Raw genomic sequence first — 19,981 nt, 5'->3', positions numbered from 1 at the left:
ATCATGGAAAAATTACGCATTGTTTTTATGGGCACGCCCGAGTTTGCCGTTGGCATTTTGGACACCATTATCAAAAACCATTACGAGGTTGTAGGTGTGATTACTGCCGCAGACAAACCGGCCGGTCGCGGTCAGAAATTGAAATATTCAGCCGTTAAAGAATACGCTTTGGATAACAACTTGAAATTGCTGCAACCTACGAACCTCAAAGACGAAACTTTTTTAGCGGAATTGCAAAGCTTGAATGCCAATTTACAAGTCGTAGTAGCCTTCAGAATGTTGCCTGAAGTGGTTTGGCGTATGCCGAAATTGGGCACTTTTAATTTACACGCTTCGTTATTACCGAATTACCGCGGTGCTGCCCCTATCAATTGGGCGATAATTAACGGTGAAAGTAAAACCGGCGTAACCACTTTCTTTATCGACGATAAAATAGATACAGGCGCTATGATTTTGAGTAAAGAAACAATGATTGGCTCTGAAGAATCGGCCGGAGAATTGCACAACCGTTTGATGACCATAGGCAGTGAAGCCGTGATCGCAACTTTAGCCTTGATTGAAAACGGAACTGTTACTACTACTATACAAGTAGATAATGCTGATATCAAAACGGCATACAAACTCAACAAAGACAATTGCAAAGTGGATTGGCACAAATCAGCTGCTGAGATTCACAATTTAATTCGAGGCTTATCACCTTATCCTGCAGCTTGGTGTTTTTTTAAAGACAATGGCGAAGAATGGAACGTTAAACTATATGAAGCCAAGGTCATTTCAGAATCGCATGCCTTGCCAGTAGGTCAACTCATTACTACCAAAAAAGAGATGAAAGTAGCGGTTAAAGATGGTTTTATTCAGATTTTGAGTTTGCAATTGCCCGGAAAGAAAAAAATGGCGGCGCATGAGTTGCTAAATGGGGTATCATTTTCCGAAAGAGCGCAAGCAGAATAAGGTCTGACACCGCTTTCAAAGAAAAAAATCGCCAAAAAGCAACTGTTTATCAACAAAACCCTGAAGTTATCAACAAAACCCTGAAAAAAACGCCAAATCTCTTGTGTGGTAAGGAATTCCTATTAAATTTGTTATCATTAACAGAATGTTTAACCAACAATTAATAACTAACATTATGAACAAATCAGAATTAATCGATGCAATTGCAGCTGACGCTGGAATCACAAAAGCTGCTGCAAAATTAGCTTTAGAATCATTTTTAGGAAATGTAGGTAGTACTTTGAAAAAAGGCGGAAGAGTATCTTTAGTAGGTTTCGGTTCTTGGTCAGTATCTAAAAGAGCTGCCAGAGACGGAAGAAATCCACAAACTGGAAAAACTATCAAAATTTCTGCTAAAAATGTAGTTAAATTCAAAGCTGGTGCTGAATTAGACGGAGCAGTAAACTAATAAATTAGTACTTCTGATATATAAAAACCACCTCAATATATTGAGGTGGTTTTTTTGTTTTTGTTAAAATCATTTGGATTTGTAAAAAAAATTTCCCAACTTTAATAAAATTTTTTGAAGGGAATGATTTCAGAAAAATTACAAAAAGGGCAATTATTAATCGCAGAACCTTCGATTATAGGAGATTTATCTTTTAATCGGTCAGTAATTTTATTAGCCGATCACAACGAAGAAGGATCGGTTGGCTTTATACTGAACAAACCTTTAAAATACACTATCAAAGATGTACTACCGGAAATTGAGGCCAAGTTTAAAATTTACAATGGCGGTCCGGTTGAACAAGACAATTTGTACTTTATCCACAATGTTCCCCATTTGATTCCGAATAGCATTGAAATATCCAACGGTATATTTTGGGGTGGGAATTTTGAATTAACCAAAGACCTAATCAATCAAGGCTTAATCAAAAAGAAAAACATTCGTTTTTTCTTGGGCTACACCGGTTGGGATTCCGAACAATTGGAAAGCGAAATGCAATCTAACTCTTGGATACTGTCTAAAAACATCTACAAAAAAGACATTCTGGGAAAATCTTCTGCTCACTTTTGGAAAGAAAAAATTCTGGAATTGGGTGGCGACTATCTCATTTGGTCGAATGCCCCCGAAAATCCTATTTTAAACTAAGCTTGTATTGCTTGGTTTAGTTTTTCCAACAACTGTTTGTCAATTGTTTGTTCAAATTCCTTTTTGCGGTATTTAGTTACGGATTGGATACCTACAATGACATTGGTAATAAACAGCTCATCGGCTTTTTGTAAATCGAAGGGTGATATAGGCTGTTCTAACACCTCAATACCATCCAATTCTTTAGCTAATTTTAGAATTTGCTTACGCATAATGCCGTTCAAACATCCTTCTGATATTGGCGGTGTTATCAATTGTCCATTCAACAACACAAACAAATTACCATAAGCTGCTTCGATTACATTTTTATCGTCATTTATTAACAAGCATGTATCGAGTCCATTTTCTTGAGCAAAAATACTGGCCGTAATTTGGATGAGTTTGTTATTGGTTTTTAAAGTTGACAACAACTGTTTAGGCACTATAAAATCTTTGTACAAATCTACTTCAAAAGGTGTTTCACTTGCGGTATATGATTTTACAGATAAAGCAGAAGTCTGAATCACAAAAGAAACCTTATTATCAGTAGGCGTATAATAACCGCCGTCATTTCTAAAAACAGTTAATCTGACACGAGCGGAATCTTGAACACCTTGTTTTCTGACTAAAGTCAGAATTTGCTCTTCAAGATATTCTAGGGTAAAACTCATTGGGATTTGCATGCGTATAATACGCATAGAAGCCAACAATCGGAAATAATGATCTTCGAAAAATAAAATTTGATCGTTCAGTACTTTCAGCGTTTCAAAAACACCATCGCCGTATAAAAATGAACGGTTGGATACTGACAGCTGTACTTCTTCCTCTGTTATAACACCATTAAAATTCACCATAAAAAAACCCGTCTTGTATTTAGAATAAGACGGGACAAATATAAGTTTTAAATAGGATTTAGATAGAACCTATCACATGTTTTAAATCGGAGATTTGATTTTCCCACAATAATTTGGACTCATCAATTTCATCTTCAAAAGCATAATCCACTACCATTAAAGAAACGTCTTTTGTGATTTCATCTTCTAAAATACGTAATTCAAAATAGTAATCAGTGTCTTTCTTATTGTCGTCAACCCATTTGAATTTTACTTTTTCTCCAGTCTTTTTAGAGGCCAAACGTGCATTTTCCTCCACATCATCCCAAATGAACGTAAAAAATTCACCTCTGGAATTTACGTTATCGGCAAACCACTCTTGCAAACCTGATGGTGTTGAGATGTATTGATACAACAATTGTGGTGATGAATTTACCGGAAACTCGAGTTCGTAACGTACTTTTTGATCCATGATTAAATAAATTTTTGGGAAATATATAGAATATAAAGTCAAAAAAAAAACGTTTTTTAAAAATAAAAAAAATAACCAATATATGTTTGCAACCAATGATTTTAATTTTATATTTGCACCCGCATTCAGGGAATGCAAAGTCTTGGCGAGGTAGCTCAGTTGGTTAGAGCGCAGGATTCATAACCCTGAGGTCGAGAGTTCAAATCTCTCTCTCGCTACTATTAAAGGTTCGGTATTTTCCGAGCCTTTTTTTATTCTCTTAAACCCTTTCCTACACTTTAACCTTCAAATAATTACTGAATTGACCCTCATTGAGTTGTGATTATTTTGTAAGTTTTTTATATTATTTTAAATTAAAAAAATGTATTTCATCGATTTTATCTTGCTTTTAATCGTTTAAAAAATGAATGTCCGTAGATTTGATATATCAAACAAAAGAAATGTATTTAAAAAAATCATTTCACAATAAAATTCATTAACTAATCCCCCTACAGTTATGAAAAAAACTACCCCTAATCTATGTGCAAATTTTGCTTTATCTGTGGCTTGCCTTTGCACCACATTAACCTTTGGTCAGAATCTTTATGACTCTAACGGAACTTTAATTTGGGATGCAGCAAATAATAGCCCCTACAACAACAGTATTGATTTTATAGGAAGAGATGATAACGCCTCGTTACTTAAAAAACAAAACACTGACATCTTCCCGCAACCAATGCTCCTAATCGGACTTGGAACCATAGCAGCGGACAATGATTCTAATCCCAACACCTTCGTAACAGACAAAAACTTTTTAGTTTGGGGCGACAACAATGGCGATATGAACGACACAGATGGCGAATTAAATTTTACTTTTGCCGGCGGATCCGGAATGTCTACAATTGTAGACACCCCTAACAGAAAGTGGAAAATTGTTGAAAGTGGTGGAGACGTTGGTTCTACAAAAATTTCCATTCCAACTGCCAGTTTGAGTAGCCTACCTGCTTTATTGAGCAATGATGCTTACGTCCTTATAGTTGCAGATGACGAAACCTTTTCTACAAACACAGAAACCGTATTTCTTACCCAAAGCGGACTAAATCAAATTGCTGACTATGATTTTGATGGTGTGAAATACTTCACATTCGGAGTAGCTAAACAAAACAGAGGGTCTCGTCAGATAGTATTCGATGGCACTAACGACCTTATAAGATTTGGAAACAACAATAATCTAACCTCCTATTTTACGATGATGTTTTGGATTAAATCCAACGGACAGAATGACGCTAACAATGACAGAACAATTGTTTCCAAAAATGACGGGAATACAGGCTATAAAGTTTATTTAAGCAATGACAATAAATTAAATATAATCTGGAGTGGTGGCAATTTACTAACCTCTAATACGTCTATACCCGATGGAAAATGGTATAACATAATTTTGACATTTACCAATAATAATTTAAGTCTATTCATCGATGGTGTTTTAGATCGAACAATCTCAACTCCTCCCCCAAGTACTAATAACCATACTTTTTCCATTGGGGCAGAATATCGAAATAAAGCCGATATACAAAACTATTTTAATGGAGAAATTGATGAGTTTAGAATTTGGAACAAATCACTGGGGGCAAATCAACTACGATTTATTATGAACCAGGAAATTGAGCAAAATAATCTTTACACCAAGGGTGCTTTAATTCCGTCTAACATTTCGCTAAACAACATAGGAAATGTAAAATGGGCGTCCTTAACAGCTTATTATTCAATGAATTCATTTATCGGAACACACATTAATGATGATTCATTAAACAACAATCGTGGTTATTTAGTAGCATCAGGTAATGTCGTTGTCAAAAATCAAACCACACCCATTCCTTTTCAAACAAGCTCAAATGGTTCTTGGAATAATTTAGCAATATGGTCAAATGACGCATCAGTTACAGAACCTGGTGGCGCATCTATTGTCAATAACTCAGTCATTACATGGAATATTGTAAAAACGAATCATGCTCTTTCTTCAACAGTAAATAAAAAAGTTTTAGGCTTGATTGTTGAGGAAAACACATACTCTGTTGAAAATGACTCAAAAATTGAAGTAACCCATTATTTGAAACTGAATGGTAAGATTGACTTAGTTGGTAAATCTCAATTACTACAACAAATAAACAGCGATCTTGATCCAACTAGTACAGGTTCTTTGGAACGTGATCAACAAGGGCAATCCAATAAATTCAATTATAATTATTGGTCATCTCCTGTAAGCACAATAAACAACACATCCATTAATCATGGCTTTACCGTTAGTGATATTTTTAAAGACGGCACTACGGCTGTGCCACAAAATTTAAATTGGACTTCAGGAGTCAATGCATCTCCTACGAGTCCGCGTACTTTATCAAAATATTGGATTTTCAAATTCCAAGATTTACCAAACGGAACTGCTAACTGGTCATATGTTGGGAATACCGGATTATTGTTAGCAGGACAAGGTTTCACGCTAAAAGGCAGTGGAGCTGCGAGTTCCAATCAAAATTATACTTTTGTAGGGAAACCTAACAACGGTAATATTTCGTCTTCTGTATTACCAAACAATCTTAATCTAACCGGCAACCCTTATCCATCTGCCCTTGATGCCAATAAATTCATTGATGATAACTTAAATAGTATTTCAGGAACATTATATTTTTGGGAACATTACAATACTAACAGTTCTCATACCACTGTACAGTATCAAGGAGGTTATGCAACCTACACTAAAACAGGTGGTACTGCTCCAGTTGCACCAACAGGGGTTAGTGGTTTGGGAACAAGTTCTAAAACACCTAAAAGATATATTCCGGTGGGACAAGGTTTCTTTGTTAAAGGATCAGCTACAGGCGGCAACATTATTTTCAAAAATAGTCAGAGAACTTTTGTCAAAGAAAACGCAAGTACCTCTTACACTTTATTCCGCTCTATGAATAACAGTACAGAAGAAAACGACACAGAAGAACCGGAAGAATCATTCATGAAGATCCGCTTGGGTTACGATTCAGCCAATCAGTACCACAGAGAATCTCTAATAGGTTTTATGAATCAATATGCCTCTGAAAATTTTGACGCTGGATATGATGGTATCAGCTTAGAAACATTATCAAATGATATGTACTTCATCTTAGGATCACACAATCTAAATATTATGGGTGAAGGTTATTTTAATCCCAACAGAATCTATCCTATTGGAGTAAAAAATGCAATTGCCGGAAATGTAAAATTTAGCATAGGCGAATTGGAAAATGTAGATGAAACATTAACTGTTTACATATATGACAATGAAACCGGTGTCTACCATAACATATTGGAAGAAGACTTAAAAGTGTATTTACCTGCCGGTACATTTGAAAACAGATTCTCTTTACGCTTTAGCACAAGCGCTTCCCTATCAACACAAGACAATCTATGGAGTAGCTTACAAATCACTCATACACAAAACACTCAAGAAATAACCATCAAAAACGATGCGTTACAATTGAATATCAATGGTGTTGAATTGTATAACTTATTAGGACAAAAAATTAATACTTGGCCTATAGAAAACCAACTACAAGAGGAAATTAACCTTAAAGTTAATATTACCACAACCGGAACATACTTAGTAAAAGTAATTACCAACAAAGGAAATATTACTAAAAAGATAGTATTCTAAAACAAATCACAATAAGTAAAAGTAATTCATTTGTTTTTTAATGGGCGACTCGGTTTATACGAGTCGCTTTTTTTAACCGTTAGTCTAAAAAACCAACCGTTAATCGATTAAATGTGTTAATACAACGAAGAAGAAAAAGAAAAAAAGTACTTTTTTTTGTAAGTTTTTTATATATATATAAAATAATATAATGCATTTCATCGATTTTTTTGTGCTTTTTGTCGATAATTTAAATGATTTTGTATAGTTTTGAAACGTCAAATAATCAAATGAAGAATTTAATTAATCTTCAAAAAACAATTAAGCATAATTAAGCCCAGAGTTATGAAAAAATTATTAAAAGTATTGGAAAAAGGAAGTTACTTACTATTGTTTTTTTGCTCTATAGCAGCATTTTCTCAGGTAACTATAAAAAGTCAAAGCTTTGAAGGTGTAGCATCAGATAATCTGACCTATACAACTACAAGTACAACTTTAGTTACTGTTGCATCCGGAACGGGGGTTTCAGGAAGCAGATCGCTATCTCTAAGAGGTAACAATCAATATGCAACTTTTGAGAACATTAACCTAACAGGCTACACTAATGTGGAAGTTGCTCTCTCATTTGCATCTTTAGGTGTAGACAATGATGAGGATTTATTCATCCAGTTTTCTTACGACAATGGCAGCAATTATCAGAGTGCCATAAAACTAGTGGATGGAAGCAGTAATAAAACGCTTTCTTATGGCACTTCAGATGCTTCTGCAAATCCTTATGTATTCAATGTACCTTCAGGCAATAACAACGTACAATTTCGCGTATATTGTGTTGGTGTGGACGGTGGTGAGTTTTATTACATAGACAATGTAACAGTAAGAGGATATGCCCATCCAGAAATCAATCTGCAAGCCAGCAGCACTAATATCCTAACAGGAAGTACAACTATTTCAACAGCTATCAACACTGATTTCGGATCAACCGATATCAACAGTGGAACTGTTTCAAAAACCTTTACGATTCAAAATACTGGAACAGCTAACTTATCTATTTGGTCTGTTTATACAAACTCCGGAGACTTTTCGGCTTCTGCATCTTCATCAACAATAGCACCGGGCAGTAGCGCTACGTTGACTGTGGTGTTCAATCCAACAAATGCAGGAACCAGAAACGGGGTGATTTCAATTTCTAATAGTGACAGCGATGAAGGTACCTACACCTTCGCCGTTAGTGGAATAGGAACAGAGCAAGAAATTAATCTCCAAGGAGGAAGCCCACTTACAAACATTCCTAATGGCTCAACCTTAATAGCAAACAGCATAGATACTAATTTTGGCAGTACTCCAGGTACTAAAACTTACACCATTCAAAACACCGGTACAAGCAACTTATCATTGTGGTCAGCATGGTCATCATTAACAGATTACACAGTAACCTACTCTCCTTCAACAATTGCTCCGGGTGCTTCAGGCACATTAACCGTAGTATTTAGTCCAACCGCAGCAGGAACAAGAACTGCAACCATTTCACTATCTAACAATGATGCTGATGAAGGCACATATTCATTTAACGTGTCAGGAACTGCATCAGACAGAGAAATCAATGTTAGAGGTAACGGAAATAACATTGCTTCCGGTAGCACAGCGATTGCGCTTACCAACAATACTGACTTTGGAACAACAGACATCGCAACAGGAACCGTAACTAAAACTTTTGTCATTGAAAACACAGGAGGGCTATCACTTTCCATTTGGTCTGTTTACAGTAACAGTGGTGAGTTCACTCCTACAGTATCAGCATCCAGTATCGCTCCGGGCGGAACAGCTACATTGACAGTAGTGTTTGATCCAAATACCTTAGGCTTGCGCAATGGGATTATTTCAATTTCAAATAATGATGCTAACGAAAGCACTTATACATTTGCGGTAAGAGGTAATGCAACTGACAAAGAAATTAATCTTCAAGGTGGTTCCCCACTAACCGATATCCCCTCAGGTTCAACTACTATTTCTAATACCATCGGAACCGATTTTGGAAACTCAGCAGGTGTTAGAACATACACTATACAAAACACAGGTTCAACTGCTTTAACCATTTCTTCTGTGAGCTCTAACCTGACTGATTTTTCAGCATCTGTATCGCCAACAACAATTGCAGCAGGAAGTACAGGCACATTAACCGTAAACTTCAATCCAACAACTTCCGGCACAAGAACAGCTACCATAACCATAGCAAATAATGATGCTGACGAAAGCAACTATACCTTCAGAGTATCCGGAAATCCTGCCGATAAAGAAATAAACATACGCGGCAACGGCACTACAATTTCAACAGGGACTTCAGTTATAAGCACTGCAAGATTCACCGACTTCGGTTCACAAGATATTAACACAGGAAGCTTAACTAATAATTTTGTCATTGAAAATACCGGTAACTTAAACCTAACCATTTCATCGGTAACATCCAACAACCCTAGTGACTTTACAGTTTCAGTAGCTTCAAACACTGTTGCCGGCGGATCTACTACTACACTTAGTGTAACTTTTAACCCATCTACAGCAGGAACTCGTGATGCAATTATCACTATCAACAATAACGATAGTAATGAAGGCACCTATACCTTCGCTGTAAGAGGAATTGGAACAGAACAAGAAATTAATGTACAAGGAGGTTCCGGACCAAGTAATATAACTAATGGCTCTACAACAATTTCTAATACCTTAGGAACCAATTTCGGGAGTGCTTCCGCAACAAGAACTTTTGTAGTTCAAAATACCGGAACCAGTAATCTAAACATTTCATCTGTTTCTTCTACTTCAGCAGAGTATGCAGTTAGTATTTCACCAAGTGTTGTAACTCCGGGTAGTACTGCTACACTCACAATTGTATTCAACCCAACTACATCTGGAACAAGAGCTGCTACCATCTCTATTGTTAGTAACGACTCCGACGAAAGCAATTATACTTTTGCCGTTTCAGCAAACGTAACCGACAGAGAAATCAACGTTAAAGGAAACGGTGTTAGTTTAGTCAATGGTCACACCATAATTAGTACTGCAAGAAATACTGATTTTGGAAGTGTACAAGTTGATGGCGGTTCAGCAACCAATAACTTCGTAATTGAAAATATTGGTGGACTTCCTCTAAGTATTTCAACTATCACTTGCAGCAATACCTTTGATTACATTATAAACTTTACACCAACAGTAATTCCTGCCGGTGGAACTATGACGTTCTCAGTAGAATTTAACCCGATAACCAACGGAGTAAGAACGGGAACAATATTTATAACAAATAACGATGCCGATGAAGCTAACTATCGTTTCAATATTTCAGGTAGAGGTTTACAAGACAACGATGGCGACTCAGTGGACAGCAGCACTGACATTGACGATGACAACGATGGGATAACCGACATCATAGAATGTGGAACCTGTTTGAGTGACCCATTCGTAAACGGAGGTTTTGAAACACCTGTAATTGCCGCATCAAGTTATGCTATTTTACCTACCAGTAGTGTTAACGGTTGGCAAACCAGTGCTGAAAACTTTATCGAAATTTGGAGCAGTGGCTTCAATGGTGTGCCGGCAGCTAGTGGCAACCAATTTGCCGAATTAAATGCAAACGTACCGGGCACATTATACCAAACGTTTTGTTTGAACGGTGCCGGAGGAACCATCAACTGGTCAATCAAACACAGAGGAAGAGGTGGCGTGGATCAAGCTTTCGTAAAAATGGGTAGCACTTTAGCTAACGCTCTAGCTTCAACTCCAATTGTTGAGATGGTTGACGATAATACAGCTTGGGGAACTTATTCGGGAATTTATGCAATTCCAGTAGGGCAAACTCAAATCGTAATTACATTCCAAGCGGGTTATACCGGCTCAGGAAGCGCCTCAGTAGGAAACTTTATCGATGACGTTCAAATTGTAATCAACCAAGGTTGTATCGATTCAGACGGTGATGGTATTCCCGACACTGAAGATTTAGATTCTGACAATGACGGTATTCCGGATATCGAAGAAGCCGGTTTCAAACAGTACAGCAACAATACAGCTACTTTCGACAAAAGTAACCCTTCATTGTGGACTGACACTAACAGCAACGGAATGAACGATTACATCGCCAGTATGATTACTGCAGGAACTTACAATGTACCTGACTCTGACGGTGACGGATTGAGAAACTATTTAGATTTTGATAGCGATAACGATTCATTCTTTGACGTAAATGAAGGTGGTATTTTAAATGGCGACGGTGACATCAACGACGACGGTAAAGGAGATGGAATTGATACCGATAAAGATGGAATCTTGGATTTATACGACAACACTTCCGCCTTTGGGGTTGTGGCCAAAAGCTACGCACAAGATACTGACGGAGACGGAATAGCCGACTTCTTAGAATTAGACGCTAATAACGATGGTATTTTCGATATTACAACTTCTTTATACGACAATATCGACACTAATAATGACGGAAAAGTGGACGGAACTGCGGATGTTGACCGTGACGGAATCTTAGACGCTTTCGATACTAATCCGGCTGTAAAAGGCTCGCCAAGAAACTTGAACAAAAAATTGTTATTGGATTTTGACGGAAGAAACGATTATGCAGAAAGCACTCCGGTAGTTGGTGGATTAACCAATGCTACCTTAATGGCTTGGATTGATTTAAGAAACGGTTACACTAATGAAGGCGTTGTAGTAGGTCAGGACAAATTCCAAATCAAAGTGAACAGCAACAGAAAAGTAGAAGCTGTGGTTAACAATACCTCTGTAACGAGTACTGACGCACTAAATACAGCACAATGGTACCACGTAGCTGCAGTTATGGGCAATGGCGAATTAAAATTGTACTTAAACGGAACAATGATTAAAACTAAGGCTGTTTCAGGTGGTATTGAAGCCGATGCAACCAACTTTACTTTGGGTAAAAATCCATCTGCTTCAAACAAATTCTTTAACGGAAAAATTGATGAAGTTCGCTTATTCAATGTAGCTTTAACGGATACTCAAGTGCAGAGAATGGTCTACCAAGAAATTGAAAACAATGGTGCTCAAGTTCGCGGTACTGTAATCCCTAGAGACATCCAATCGTTACCATATGCTAACTTAATTCGTTACTACAGAATGGACACCTACAAAGATGACATTGTAGATGATTTAGTAACTCCTGGGTTCGATACCGGAACCGGAATGAAAATGTACAACCACAAAAACATTTATGCACAACAAGCTCCTATGCCTTTTGTAACCAGAACTACCGGTAGTTTTGCAACGGCTGTTAACGATACTGCAAATGACATCAGAGGATTGGATTTAACAGAATATGATTATGCTATAGTAAGAGTAAATCACAACATTACTGAACCTTCTAATGTATCTACAACGGGTATGTTTGTTAGCTCTGATGTAACTATCGATATGAATAACGACAATAAGTTAGAGAATAAATGGTATTTGAAATTAGATGGTAAAATCGACTTAAGCGGCAAATCACAATTGGTGCAAACTGTAGACAGCGAACTAGACGTAACCAGCACAGGATTTATCGAAAGAGATCAAACCGGACAATCTAATAAATTTAATTACAATTACTGGGCTTCACCGGTAAGTTCCATCAACAACACTACAGTAAACCACGGTTATACAGTAGCCGGTGTTATGAAAGACGGAACAACCGCAACACCGCAGAACATACAATGGACAACCGGCGTAAATAGTGTTGCCTCCAGCCCGATAACTTTGAGCAGCTACTGGATTTTTAAATTCCAAAACCTAACCAACAGTTATGCTAACTGGACCAGCGTTGGACAAAACGGGACTTTATTAGCAGGACAAGGATTTACTTTAAAAGGTTCTAATGCTTCTACACCGAAACAAAACTACACTTTTGTAGGTAAACCAAACAACGGAACCATTACTTCAACAGTTGCGGCTAATAATTTGAATTTGTGTGGTAACCCTTATCCATCGGCTATTGACGCTGATAAATTTATCGATGACAACATCGGTTCTATTTCAGGCACATTATTGTTCTGGGAACACTACAACACCAATACGTCTCACAACACTATTCAATACCAAGGTGGTTATGCTACTTATACCAAAGTGGGTGGAACGCCTCCGGTAGCTCCGGCAGGAATCAGCGGATTAGGAATGAGTAACAGATCGGCCAAAAGATTCATCCCCGTAGGACAAGGATTCTTTGTAAACGGAAACACAACAGGCGGTACAATTACCTTTAACAACAGCCAACGTATTTTCATCAAAGAAGATAACGGACAATCTCAATACTTGTTTAGAAATGGTGGCATGATGGCTACAACACAAACCGCTATCAATGCTGAAGACTCATTTGAAACTGAACAATTCACTAAATTGAGATTAGGCTATGTGTCGGCTAACAATTACCACCGACAACTATTACTAGGATTTATGAACCAATATGCTACCAGCGGATTCGATAACGGTTATGATGCTTTGAGTACCGAAACTTTGGCCAGCGATATGTATTTCCAACAAGGAACTGTAAAACAAAATATCATTGGGGACAGTTACTTTAATGCCAATAACAGCTATCCGTTAGGAATTAAAAATGCTACCGCGGGTAATGTAAAATTCAACTTGGATGCCAAAGAAAACTTAGCGGAAGACCAAGAAGTATATATCTTCGACAACACTACCGGTATTTATCACAGCATCAAGTCGCAGCCGTTTGAAATTAACTTACCGGCCGGAACCATAGAAAACAGATTCTTCTTGAGATTCTCAACTACCGGTTCTTTGGGAACCAACGACAACGAAATGCAAAATAGTATCTCAGTAGCACACACACAAACTGACAACACCATCCACATCAAAAACGAATTGATGGAAGCTACTATCAAATCAGTGGAATTGTATAACTTATTGGGACAAAAAGTTGCCGACTGGTCATTAGAAAACCAATCCGAAACTGAAATGCACTTACCGGTTAATAATGTAAGTACAGGAACTTATATTGTAAAAATCGCCACAGACAAAGGTGATATCAGCAAAAAGATATTGACTAAATAACCGTTTGATTTTGACAAAAAAAACTCTCCGTCCGGAACGGAGAGTTTTTATTTTAACCCTACTGTAAAGCTATGTTACTCTTACTTACCCTTAAGCTAATTTCGCTAAAATACCCGCTACATCGGTTTCCGATTGTTCGCCGGTTTGCAAATCCTTCAAAGTAAATAAATCGCCTTTGATTTCTTTAACTACAAATGGAATCATACGACGTTCAGCGTGTTTGAACTGCTTGTCAATCTTGGCCGCATCCGGATAAACCTCTGCTTTAACGCCTTTGGCTCTTAAGTTTGTTACTGCTTTCATCGCTTCAAAAGCCTGACTTTCGCCAAAATTCAGAAACAACACCTGCGTCGACGTAGTAACCGTGGGTGGAAACAAATTCAACTCTTCCAACACCAAATAAATACGATCTAAACCAAAAGAAATCCCAACACCACTCATATTTTTCAATCCGAAAATGCCGGTCAAATCATCGTATCGACCGCCACCGCCAATGGAACCCATAGCGACGCCTTCGGGAGCGGAAACTTCAAAAATGGCTCCGGTATAATAATTCAATCCTCGCGCTAAAGTCACATCCAAATCCAATTGGGCTTTTTGCAATCCTAATCGAGTGACGTTTTCACAAATAAAACGCAGTTCTTCAATACCCTTTTTGCCTTCTTCAGATGTGGCTAACAACTGTGACAATTTTTCTAATTTATCCGCTATGCTACCGGAAAAACTGAATAACGGCTGCACTTTTACCAAAGCGTCCTCCGAAATACCTTTCTCCAACATTTCTTTTTTAACGCCTTCCTCTCCTATTTTGTCGAGCTTATCCAAAGCCACCGTAAAATCAATCAATTTATCCGAAGCGCCGATAACCTCAGCAATTCCGGATAAAATTTTGCGATTGTTAATTTTTATCGTCACGCCTGCTAATCCCAAAGCCGTAAAAACCGAATCGTACAATTGCACCAACTCGACTTCCTGCCACAACGAAGTAGAACCTACCACATCGGCATCGCATTGGTAAAACTCTCTGAAACGTCCTTTTTGGGGACGGTCAGCACGCCAAACCGGTTGGATTTGGTAGCGCTTAAACGGAAACTCAATCTCGTTTTGGTGTTGCACTACATAACGCGCAAAAGGCACAGTTAAATCGTAACGCAAGGCTTTTTCGGAAATTTTTCCCGTAAGTTTTTTATAGTTGATGTTTTGTAATTCTTCCACCGGAACTTTATCCAAATAATCCCCGGAATTCAATATTTTGAAAATCAGCCTATCTCCTTCTTCCCCATATTTCCCCATTAGTGTTTCAGAGTTTTCAAACGAAGGCGTCTCTATCGGTTGGTACCCAAATTGTTCAAAATGACGACGCATAATCGAAATGATATAATTGCGTTTCGACACTTCAACAGGTGAAAAATCTCTCGTGCCTTTGGGAATACTTGGTTTTTGTGCCATTTTGATATTAGATTTTTAAATATTAGATTTTAAATATTTCATATCTGATATTTGATATTTAAAATTCATTTGCAAATATCTTATTTTTTAAAACTATTTCCACCCGTGTTGTAATATTCTTGTAACAAAAGCTGTATTTTCGTGTCAAATAACCGTTATGATTGGATTATTCAGAGAAAACGTCAAAATAGCCATGGGTTCAATCAGAGCCCAATTGCTTCGTACCATATTAACGGTAATCATTATTGCCATCGGAATCACAGCTTTGGTGGGCATTTTAACCGTAGTCACCGCCATCGAATACAACCTCAACTCGAGTTTTGCCTCTATGGGTTCGAATACTTTCAATATCAACCAATACGAATCTACCGGTAGACGCCGTGGTAATGAAGAAATCGAAAAAATAAATCCCATCATCAGTTATCCGGAAGCCAGAGCTTTCAAAGAAAAATTTAATACCCCTTTTACCCAAACTTCCTTATCCTTTATTGCGACTTCCAACGCCGAAGTAAAATTTGAAAACAAAAAAACCGATCCGGAAATTTCCGTTTTAGGTATCGACGAATTCTATTTAACCAATTCAGGATTAGAAGTAACCCAGGGTCGAAATTTTAACTCTTTTGACATTTCCAACAATGTATATTCGTGTGTTGTTGGCTCCGACTTTGCGACCAAAGGTTTGCTGAAAGACACTAACCCTATTGATAAAATAATCTCCGTGCGTGGCGCCAAGTTTAAAGTCATCGGTGTTCTCAAAGAAAAAGGTTCCACTTTTGGGAACAGTCAAGATTTGCGTGTGATGATTCCGATTCAAGTGGCGCGATCTATGTTTTCGGCGCCTAACATCAACTACTCTTTGAGCACCATGGTATCTAAGAAAGAATTGCTCGATGAATCTATCGACAACGCTATTATTACCATGCGAAAAATTCGCAAATTAAATCCTGTGGAAGAAAACAATTTCGGAATTTCCCGCAGCGACGATTTGATCAATCGCATTGGAGAGTTAACCGGTTTTTTATCGTGGTCGGCTTGGATTATGGGGATTATTACCATTTTAGGTTCTTCCATCGCCTTGATGAATATTATGGTGGTTTCGGTTACCGAAAGAACTCGTGAGATTGGTGTTCGCAAAGCTTTGGGCGCTAAGAAAAGCACTATCGCCTTTCAGTTTTTCATCGAAACTTTAACCATCGGACAAATGGGCGGCTTTTTCGGGATTATCTTAGGAATCCTAATTGGTTTTATCATTTGTTTGGCAGCCGGCTGGGATTTTGTCATTCCTTGGGGGGCAATTATAGCTGCCTTTATTACGAGTTTTATTGTAGCCTTGGTTTCCGGTTTGTATCCTGCCATTAAGGCTTCTAAACTTGACCCTATAGAAGCGTTGCGTTACGAATAAGTTAGACTTTCGTTGCCGAAATCATTCGGTCGTTCCCATAAATATCTTGGTGCAATTGCACTGCAGCAAACCCAAAACTTTCTACCAAAGCAACTGTTTCTTTGCCGAGATATTGATTGATTTCGAAGTATAACTTTCCGTTTGACATTAAATGTTTTTGTGCTAAAGCCGCAATTTTTCGGTAAAATAGCAAGGCATCGTTATCTGCTACAAAAAGTGCTAAATGCGGTTCATACTCCAACACATTCGGTTGGATTTCGATTTTTTCCAAATGCCTAACATACGGCGGATTGGACACTATGATGTCAAAAGATGACTCTAATTCTTCTGTCGCTAAAACATCTTGCAATCTAAAATGAACGGCAACCTGATTCAACTCCGCATTCTTCATAGCCGTAGCCAATGCCTTTTCGGAAATATCAATAGCGTAAACCTCCGCTTCGGGTAAATTTTTCTTCAACGCAATCGGAATACAACCACTGCCGGTTCCTATATCAAGAATACGAGCTTTCCCCTCTTCCATTTTCCCTTTTTCCTCTGCAAGAATCAACGCAACTAACTCTTCCGTTTCCGGTCTCGGAATCAAAACATTCTCATTGACTAAAAACGGCAAGCCGTAAAATTCCGTTTCGCCTAAAATATATTGAATCGGTTTTTGCTTTTTCAGTTCCGCTAAAGCACTTTCCCAGCGCAAAAACTGTAAAGCATCCATTTCCATCTCAGGTTCCAAAGCCAAATCGATTCGCTTTTTGCGATGGAAGCTTTCCAAAATCAAGTAAAAAAAACTTTCAATCTCCTTTTCGTCATACCAAGAAGAAAGTTCATTAAGAAAAGTGGCCTTATAGTTTTTAAGCAACATGGGGATATCGAATTTATTTTTTGGGATCTAATGTTTTAATCATCCAAACCGGACAAGTAGAATGACCGGTATTGCCCAAAGGTTCGCAAAGGTATTCAAAACCAGATTTTTGATACAAATATTGGGCAGCTTTCATTTCGGGTAAGGTTTCAAGATAACATTTTTCATAGCCGAATGTCGCTGCTTGAGCCAAACAAAGTTGAATCATTTGAAAACCCAAACCTTTCCCTCGGGCTTCGGGCAAGAAATACATCTTTTGCAATTCGCAAATATTCTCGGTTGAATTCTCCAACTGACTAATTCCACCACCGCCAATTATTTTGCCCTCGTTTTCAACTACAAAATAAACAGCCCGCGGTTGATCATAAGTTTCAAACATAAAATCGAGTTGAACATCGGCAAAAGCGGTACCCGTTTTAGGATAGTTATCTACCGTAAAGACTTCCCGTATAACGGCAGCAATTTTCGGATTGTCTTCCTTTTGGATTTCACGAATTATAATGTGACTCATTCTAAAAGTAATGTCTTATTTTTGTGTGGTGAAGATACATGAAAAATACCTGTCGCGCTGTATTCAATTGGCCAAAAATGGTTTGGGCAGTACTTATCCTAATCCGTTGGTAGGCAGTGTTATTGTTCACAATGATAAAATCATAGGCGAAGGCTGGCATCGAAAAGCAGGCGAACCTCATGCAGAAGTACACGCTATAAATTCGGTAAAAGACCAATCGCTGCTAAAAGAATCTACCATTTATGTTTCGTTAGAACCTTGCAGTCACTTTGGCAAAACGCCGCCTTGTTGCGACTTAATCATTGCACACAAAATTCCGAAAGTCGTGGTAGGCACCATTGACCCTTTCAGTAAAGTAGCCGGATCCGGCATCCAAAGGTTAAGAGACAATGGCTGTGAAGTTACCGTTGGTGTTTTGGAAAAAGAATGCCTTGAGTTAAACAAACGCTTTTTCACCTTTCACAATAAAAAAAGACCTTATATTATATTAAAATGGGCGGAAAGTCGTGATGGCTTTATAGCTCCGTTATCAAAAGACACCAAAGCACCGATATGGATTTCCAACGAATATTCACGACAATTAGTCCACCAATGGCGGGCGGAAGAACAAGCTATTTTAGTGGGTACACAAACGGTTTTAGACGATAACCCCAAACTGGATGTACGCGATTGGACCGGAAAAAATCCTACGCGAATCGTTTTAGACCGACAAGGAAAAATCGACTCAAACTACTTTGTAAACGACGGAAAAACTAAAACTGTGGTGATTACCGAACAAGAAAAATTAATTGAAAGCGAAAATGTTAGAGCAGAAATTATTACATTTGATAATCAACTATCGCAAAAAATAGTTGATGTGGTTTACCGATTGGGATTACAATCCATCATCATTGAAGGCGGAAAACAAACACTGCAAACGTTTATTGATGACCGTCTTTGGGATGAAGCCAGGGTTTTTGTGAGTGATACAATCTTAGAAAAAGGTATTACGGCACCGCAACTGAATCGCATCGGAAAAACCACAAAAATTAAAACCGACCAACTAACTATAAATTTGAACCATGATTAACACTATTATTTTTGATTTTGGCGATGTTTTCATCGATTTAGAAAAAGAAAAATCCATAGAAGAGTTCAAAAAATTAGGATTAGATGGTCCGAACGAAACGTTATTGGCTCAAAACGATTTGTTTGAAAAAGGCAAAATCACCGAACTCGAGTTCATAGAAAGTTTTCAAAAATTCATTCCGAACGCCTCAATACAAGAAATCATTCAGGCATGGAATTCACTCATAGGCGATTTTCCATTGCACCGTTTGGAGTTCTTGCAAATGCTGTCCAACAAATACCGTTTGTTTTTGTTAACGAATACCGATTCTATTCACATCAGTCGTTTTGAACATAAAGTTGGGATGTCCTTTTACACCGATTTTTACCGTTGCTTTGAAAAAGTGTATTACTCCTATGAAATGGGCATGCGAAAACCCGAACCGGAAATTTTCACTACCATACTCAACAAACACGATTTGTCACCTAAAAGAACGCTTTTCATAGACGACAAAAAAGACAACACCGACATAGCCGAAAGTTTGGGATTACATGTTTGGAACCTACAACCCGGTGTGGATGATGTTGTGAACCTATTCGAACAAAAACACCTGCCGTTTTAACATTCTCTGTTACCCATT

13 protein-coding genes and 1 tRNA gene are annotated in these 19,981 nt (G+C 37.8%); 9 read left to right on the top strand and 5 right to left on the bottom strand.

What is annotated here, in order from left to right:
• The first annotated feature begins 3 nt into the window (after positions 1-3).
• The 3 genes from fmt (at position 4) to SK086_RS05410 (ending at position 2,083) form a co-directional block, all read left to right on the top strand.
• Positions 4-951 carry a methionyl-tRNA formyltransferase gene (gene fmt, locus SK086_RS05420; protein WP_324690317.1) on the top strand — a complete coding sequence of 316 codons (948 nt, stop codon included), beginning with the start codon at positions 4-6 and terminating at the stop codon, positions 949-951.
• Between the two features lie 175 nt (positions 952-1,126).
• A complete protein-coding gene (locus tag SK086_RS05415; protein WP_290873956.1) occupies positions 1,127-1,399 on the top strand; it encodes an HU family DNA-binding protein in 273 nt (90 codons plus the stop codon).
• A 123-nt stretch (positions 1,400-1,522) separates the two neighbouring features.
• Entirely contained in the window at positions 1,523-2,083 is a 561-nt protein-coding gene (locus SK086_RS05410; protein ID WP_324690316.1) for a YqgE/AlgH family protein, read from the top strand.
• On the opposite strand, the gene SK086_RS05405 is transcribed toward SK086_RS05410, so the two are convergent.
• Together SK086_RS05405 and SK086_RS05400 are read right to left on the bottom strand one after the other, a co-directional pair.
• A complete protein-coding gene (locus SK086_RS05405; protein WP_324690315.1) occupies positions 2,080-2,916 on the bottom strand; it encodes an aminotransferase class IV in 837 nt (278 codons plus the stop codon). The genes SK086_RS05410 and SK086_RS05405 overlap by 4 nt on opposite strands.
• Positions 2,917-2,974: 58 nt before the next feature.
• Complete coding sequence (locus tag SK086_RS05400) at positions 2,975-3,367, bottom strand: START-like domain-containing protein (RefSeq protein ID WP_290873947.1); 393 nt, start codon at positions 3,365-3,367, stop codon at positions 2,975-2,977.
• 144 nt (positions 3,368-3,511) lie between these two features.
• Here SK086_RS05400 and SK086_RS05395 point away from each other — a divergent pair.
• The 3 genes from SK086_RS05395 to SK086_RS05385 all read left to right on the top strand — a co-directional run bounded on the left by SK086_RS05395 (position 3,512) and on the right by SK086_RS05385 (position 14,072).
• A tRNA-Met gene (locus SK086_RS05395) sits at positions 3,512-3,585 on the top strand.
• A gap of 278 nt (positions 3,586-3,863) precedes the next feature.
• Positions 3,864-7,034 (top strand): LamG-like jellyroll fold domain-containing protein, encoded by a 3,171-nt coding sequence (locus SK086_RS05390; RefSeq protein WP_324690313.1) that lies wholly within the window; start codon positions 3,864-3,866, stop codon positions 7,032-7,034.
• A 324-nt stretch (positions 7,035-7,358) separates the two neighbouring features.
• Entirely contained in the window at positions 7,359-14,072 is a 6,714-nt protein-coding gene (locus SK086_RS05385) for a choice-of-anchor D domain-containing protein (protein ID WP_324690311.1), read from the top strand.
• Positions 14,073-14,162: 90 nt separating this feature from the next.
• Here the strand turns inward: SK086_RS05385 and hisS are convergent, their stop codons facing one another.
• Positions 14,163-15,521 carry a histidine--tRNA ligase gene (hisS, locus tag SK086_RS05380; protein ID WP_324690309.1) on the bottom strand — a complete coding sequence of 453 codons (1,359 nt, stop codon included), beginning with the start codon at positions 15,519-15,521 and terminating at the stop codon, positions 14,163-14,165.
• Positions 15,522-15,678: 157 nt separating this feature from the next.
• Between hisS and SK086_RS05375 the strand changes: the two genes are divergently transcribed.
• Positions 15,679-16,923, top strand: coding sequence for an ABC transporter permease (locus SK086_RS05375; protein WP_324690308.1), 1,245 nt, complete (start codon positions 15,679-15,681; stop codon positions 16,921-16,923).
• A gap of 1 nt (position 16,924) precedes the next feature.
• Here the strand turns inward: SK086_RS05375 and prmC are convergent, their stop codons facing one another.
• Together prmC and SK086_RS05365 are read right to left on the bottom strand one after the other, a co-directional pair.
• Positions 16,925-17,782 (bottom strand): peptide chain release factor N(5)-glutamine methyltransferase, encoded by an 858-nt coding sequence (prmC, locus tag SK086_RS05370; RefSeq protein WP_324690307.1) that lies wholly within the window; start codon positions 17,780-17,782, stop codon positions 16,925-16,927.
• A 13-nt stretch (positions 17,783-17,795) separates the two neighbouring features.
• Positions 17,796-18,293, bottom strand: a complete 498-nt coding sequence (locus SK086_RS05365; protein ID WP_290877343.1) for a GNAT family N-acetyltransferase — start codon at positions 18,291-18,293, stop codon at positions 17,796-17,798.
• Positions 18,294-18,321: 28 nt separating this feature from the next.
• On the opposite strand from SK086_RS05365, the gene ribD reads away from it, so the two are divergent.
• Both ribD and SK086_RS05355 read left to right on the top strand, forming a co-directional pair.
• Positions 18,322-19,362: a bifunctional diaminohydroxyphosphoribosylaminopyrimidine deaminase/5-amino-6-(5-phosphoribosylamino)uracil reductase RibD gene (ribD, locus tag SK086_RS05360; protein WP_324690445.1), complete on the top strand. Its 1,041-nt coding sequence runs from the start codon at positions 18,322-18,324 to the stop codon at positions 19,360-19,362.
• The gene (locus SK086_RS05355) at positions 19,355-19,963 is read left to right on the top strand and encodes an HAD family hydrolase (protein WP_324690306.1); all 609 of its coding nucleotides are present in this window, start codon (positions 19,355-19,357) and stop codon (positions 19,961-19,963) included. The genes ribD and SK086_RS05355 overlap by 8 nt, the downstream gene beginning before the upstream one ends.
• The last annotated feature ends 18 nt before the right edge of the window (positions 19,964-19,981 follow it).

Source organism: Flavobacterium cheonhonense (assembly GCF_035671315.1).
GTDB lineage: Bacteria > Bacteroidota > Bacteroidia > Flavobacteriales > Flavobacteriaceae > Flavobacterium > Flavobacterium cheonhonense.
The sequence above is the reverse complement of the archived record's forward strand: the minus strand, read 5'-3'. Positions and strand labels throughout refer to the sequence as shown.